We start from the raw sequence: 3,021 nt of genomic DNA, 5'->3' as shown, positions 1-3,021 counted from the left end.
GCTGCTGATCCGCGCCGACATGGACGCCCTGCCGATCCATGAGATGACCGGCCAGCCCTTCGCCAGCATCGTGGCCGGCAAGATGCATGCCTGCGGCCATGACATCCACACCGCCACCCTGATCGGCGTCGGCGCCAGATCCTTCAGCACGGCGCCGACGCCGATCAGGGTGGCGGTGTGGATGTCATGGCCGCAGGCATGCATCTTGCCGGCCACGATGCTGGCGAAGGGCTGGCCGGTCATCTCATGGATCGGCAGGGCGTCCATGTCGGCGCGGATCAGCAGCATGGGCCCGGGTGCGCCGCCCTTGATGTCGGCGACGATGCCGGTGCGGCCGATGCCGCTGCGGTAGGCGATGCCGAGCTTGTCCAGCTCGGCCGCGACGACGCCGGCGGTGCGCTCGACGTCGAAGCCGATCTCCGGATGGGCATGGATGTCGCGCCGGACCTCGATCAGGCCGGGCGCGATCGCCTGCACCGCCTCGTCGATCGAAGCACCGATATCGTTGCGCCTGTCCATGGACCGAATCTCCTGGGGATGCCTGGGGACTCCATCCTGACAGCGCGGCGGGGCTTCTGAACACCCCGGCCGGGCGCATCCCTGGCCGCAGCGCAGGTCATGCGCCACCGATTCCGGTGATTGACGAAGGGCCGGGGGCGCGGGATCATCCCGGAATGACGATCGTGATGACCATCCTCAGCGAACAGCGAGTTTCGCGCCGAAAGGCGGCGGGGCCGGTGTGCGCGGGTGGTCGGGGGAACAGGATCGGGCAGGCGCCCGGATAGTCCCCCCCTCCGATCCGCGATCGTACCGCACCCCGCCGATGACCCATCGGCGGGTTTTTTGTTGCCCTCATCCCAGGACCAGACCAAGGAGCCGGAGATGCCTCCCCCTTCCTCCAACATCATCCCGTTTCCCCGCATCGCCCGGCCGCGGCCGCAGGCGCCCGCCGGATTCTGGGCACTAGTCCGCGCCGCGCTGCGCCGCCGGGTCAGCGATGCCGCAATCGGCAGGCTGAACGACCACCTGCGGCGCGACATCGGCCTCGACGCGCCGCGGGCGCCACCTTTGCCGCGGGAGAGGATCCTGTTTCGGTGAAACCGCCTTAGCCGGCCGGGCTGCGCTTCGCCACCACCAGCTGCGCGGCCTGTGCCGGGGGGACCGGGCCGTCCGCCGTCGGCACGAAGGCGACGTCGTAGATCCCGGGCGTCTTCGGTGCCGCCAGCCGCAGCTTCAGCCCGGTCAGGCCGCTGCCGGCGGCGATGGTTACGCTGTTGACCAGCCGGCTCGAGGTCTTGCCCCGGGCCCGGATCGTCAGGTCGCCGGCGGCCGCGACCCCGTCCGGGAAGGACACGCTGATGGCGATCTCCGACCCGGCCGCGACCCCGGGCATCGGCACGCCGATGCGGATCGGCGCGGGCAAGGGTGCCGCGGGGGTTGCGGCGGGCAGCACCGACTTCTTGCCTTTCTTGCCCTTCAGCTTGCGCGGCCGGGGGGCGGCCATCGCCATCAGGCTCGGAGCGCCCTGTCCGAGCAGTTGGCCCAGGAACGCGACCACCTCCGGCTGGGCGGTGACGGCGATGTGGTTCACCGGCAGCGCCTTCACCAGCAGGTCGGCCCAGCGGGCGGGCACGGCACTCCACAGCGGGACGGTGCCGTCCCCTTCGCTCGACACCACCCGGGACAGGCAGCGATGCATGCCGTTGGCCCCGGGCTGCGGCTCGAACCGCCCACTCTGCACCGTGCCGTCGATGCCGGTCCCGGCGAACAGGTGGTAGTCGACACCCGCCGGCCGGGCGAAGCGGGCCAGCGTGCCGTGCATCGCCTGGGCGGCGGCCAGGCCCGACCACGGCAGCTCCGCATCCGAGAAGAAGGTCTCGGCGTAGATGTCGACCGGCCGGTTCTCGGCGAACACGAATTCCCGCCCGGGGGCGGGCAGCAGCTGATAGCCGGCGGGGTAGTCGACCGGCAGCAGCGACAGGGCGCGGAAGTCGATCGGCCGCAGCACGCATTCGTTCAGCCCGTCCAGCCCGAGGATGCGGAACAGGGCCAGCGGGGCGCCCAGATGCGGCGTCGCCATGCAGATCAGGTGGCGGGTGCGTGCCACGGCGGCCGGGTGGCGGCCATCCTCCAGCATGGTGCGGGCGATCAGCCCACCCATGCTGTGCGCCAGCAGGATGACGTCGTCCGTGGCCGCGGCGACGATGGCGGCCAACTGATCGGCCAGCGTCCTGACATCGATCCGCCAGTCATAGACGAAGGACTGGACCGCGATCCCGGCTGCGTCCAACCCGTCCAGAAGCGCGCCATAGATCGGCTGGATGCAGTCGCCGAGGAAATCGCGTAGCGGCTCGGTGAACTCGATCTTGTCGCTCTTCAGGAAGGCGACGATGGTGTCGGGGCCGGCGCCGCGCGGCGGCCAGATCGAGAGCGGCTTCGATCCGCCGATCTTCGCCGTCGGCACGGCCGCGCATCCCATGATGCCCGGAATGAAAAGGACGGTGGCCATGGCGCGCGCCTCCCGTTCTGAAAATACAGACAATATCCCCTGATTGTATCATTTGGACGGAAATCACGGAATGCCGGCTAGCGCAGGTCGGCGCCGACCGCCTCAGTGACCGAGCGGAAACCGTCGGCGCGCAGCCGGCCGGCCAGGTCGCGCTTGATCGCGCCGACCAGGTCCGGGCCGCGATAGGCCAGGGCGGTGTACAGTTGCACCAGGCTGGCGCCGGCGCGGATCTTGGCATAGGCGTCGGCGCCGCTGGACACGCCGCCGACGCCGACCAGTGGCAGCCGGCCGGCCAGCAGCTTCGCCATCCGCCGCAGCACGGTGGTCGACGGCACCATCAGCGGCCGGCCGCTCAGGCCACCAGGCTCGGTGGCCAGGTCGGGCGGCAGGCCGGCAGGGCGGGCGATGGTGGTGTTGGACACGATCAGTCCGTCGATGCCGGCGGCCAGCACCACCTCGGCCACATCCTCCAGATCCTCCGGCGACAGGTCCGGGGCGATCTTGACCAGCAG

3 protein-coding genes and 2 pseudogenes are annotated in these 3,021 nt (G+C 70.5%); 2 read left to right on the top strand and 3 right to left on the bottom strand.

Annotation, left to right across the window (positions count from 1 at the left end; translation table 11 throughout):
• Positions 1-19 precede the first annotated feature (19 nt).
• A pseudogene (locus AC3XYG_RS33455) lies at positions 20-70 on the top strand (hypothetical protein); the annotation flags it as partial.
• 113 nt (positions 71-183) lie between these two features.
• Here the strand turns inward: AC3XYG_RS33455 and AC3XYG_RS33450 are convergent.
• A pseudogene (locus tag AC3XYG_RS33450) lies at positions 184-243 on the bottom strand (hypothetical protein); the annotation flags it as partial.
• A gap of 639 nt (positions 244-882) precedes the next feature.
• On the opposite strand from AC3XYG_RS33450, the gene AC3XYG_RS33445 reads away from it, so the two are divergent.
• A complete protein-coding gene (locus AC3XYG_RS33445; protein ID WP_489144209.1) occupies positions 883-1,098 on the top strand; it encodes a hypothetical protein in 216 nt (71 codons plus the stop codon).
• Between the two features lie 7 nt (positions 1,099-1,105).
• On the opposite strand, the gene AC3XYG_RS33440 is transcribed toward AC3XYG_RS33445, so the two are convergent.
• On the bottom strand, positions 1,106-2,509 hold the full coding sequence (locus AC3XYG_RS33440; RefSeq protein WP_489144208.1) for a lipase family alpha/beta hydrolase: 1,404 nt from the start codon (positions 2,507-2,509) through the stop codon (positions 1,106-1,108).
• A gap of 77 nt (positions 2,510-2,586) precedes the next feature.
• Positions 2,587-3,021 (bottom strand): dihydroorotate dehydrogenase (locus AC3XYG_RS33435; RefSeq protein WP_489144207.1); only part of this gene is annotated, 435 nt, incomplete at its 5' end.

The sequence above is a fragment of the Inquilinus sp. genome, assembly GCF_057815775.1.
Note: the sequence above shows the minus strand (reverse complement) of the source record. Positions and strands in the feature narration are given on the sequence as shown.